Origin of the sequence: Psychrobacter proteolyticus, from assembly GCF_003350005.1 — a bacterium.
Taxonomy (GTDB): domain Bacteria; phylum Pseudomonadota; class Gammaproteobacteria; order Pseudomonadales; family Moraxellaceae; genus Psychrobacter; species Psychrobacter proteolyticus.
Window position 1 is genome coordinate 1 of record NZ_QLKS01000019.1, and the last position, 1284, is coordinate 1284.

Annotated in this window: 1 protein-coding gene; it reads right to left on the reverse strand. The window is 46.9% G+C overall.

Translation table 11 applies throughout. The annotated features are described in order from the left end of the window. Positions 1-72 precede the first annotated feature (72 nt). Positions 73-1263 carry an elongation factor Tu gene (gene tuf / locus DXK30_RS12675; RefSeq protein ID WP_114701991.1) on the reverse strand — a complete coding sequence of 397 codons (1191 nt, stop codon included), beginning with the start codon at positions 1261-1263 and terminating at the stop codon, positions 73-75. Positions 1264-1284: the final 21 nt, after the last annotated feature.

Sequence of the window (1284 nt, forward strand, 5' to 3'; positions counted from 1 at the left end):
AAAAAAAGGCCACCCTAGATAGGATGGCCTTTTTTATGACTAACTCATAAGCTCATTACTGAGACTTAAGTCTTAGTTCAATACGTTAGCAACAACACCAGCGCCTACAGTACGGCCGCCTTCACGAATAGCGAAGCGAAGACCTTTGTCCATAGCGATTGGGTGGATAAGCTCTACGCCCATCTCAACGTTATCACCAGGCATTACCATTTCAGTACCGTCTTGTAATTGGATTGCGCCAGTTACGTCAGTAGTACGGAAGTAGAACTGTGGACGATAGCCGTTTAGGAATGGTGTGTGACGACCACCCTCTTCTTTTGACAATACATATACTTCAGCGTCAAACTTGGTGTGAGGAGTGATTGAACCTGGCTTAGCTAGTACTTGGCCACGTTGTACGTCTTCACGCTTAGTACCACGTAGTAGTACGCCACAGTTTTCGCCTGCACGACCTTCGTCAAGCAGTTTACGGAACATCTCTACACCAGTACAGGTGGTTTTTTGAGTGTCACGGATACCAACGATTTCGATCTCGTCGCCAACTTTAACGATACCAGATTCAACACGGCCTGTTACTACAGTACCACGACCTGAGATTGAGAATACGTCTTCGATTGGCATTAGGAATGCTTTGTCGATGTCACGCTCTGGCTCTGGGATGTAGGTGTCTAGTACGTTTAGTAGTTCTACAACAGCTGGTTGGCCGTATTTTTCTTGTGAGCCTTTTAGGGCTTCAGTAGCAGAACCTTTAACGATTGGCGTGTCGTCGCCTGGGAAGTCATAGTCGTTCAATAACTCACGAACTTCCATTTCTACTAGTTCTAACAATTCTTCGTCATCAACCATGTCACATTTGTTCATGAATACGATGATGTACGGTACGCCAACCTGACGTGAAAGCAAGATGTGCTCACGAGTCTGTGGCATAGGGCCGTCAGTTGCAGATACTACTAGGATTGCGCCGTCCATCTGGGCAGCACCAGTGATCATGTTTTTAACATAATCGGCGTGACCTGGGCAATCTACGTGTGCGTAGTGACGGCTGTCTGTGTCATATTCTACGTGTGAGGTGTTGATTGTGATACCACGTGCTTTTTCTTCTGGTGCTGAGTCAATAGACGCGTAGTCTTTGGCTTCGCCACCAGAGGTGATTGCAGCTACGGTTGCGATTGCAGCGGTAAGGGTTGTTTTACCATGGTCAACGTGTCCGATTGTACCGACGTTGACGTGTGGCTTGTTACGTTCAAACTTGGCCTTTGCCATGGGTATTTCCTCTTTTTTTGG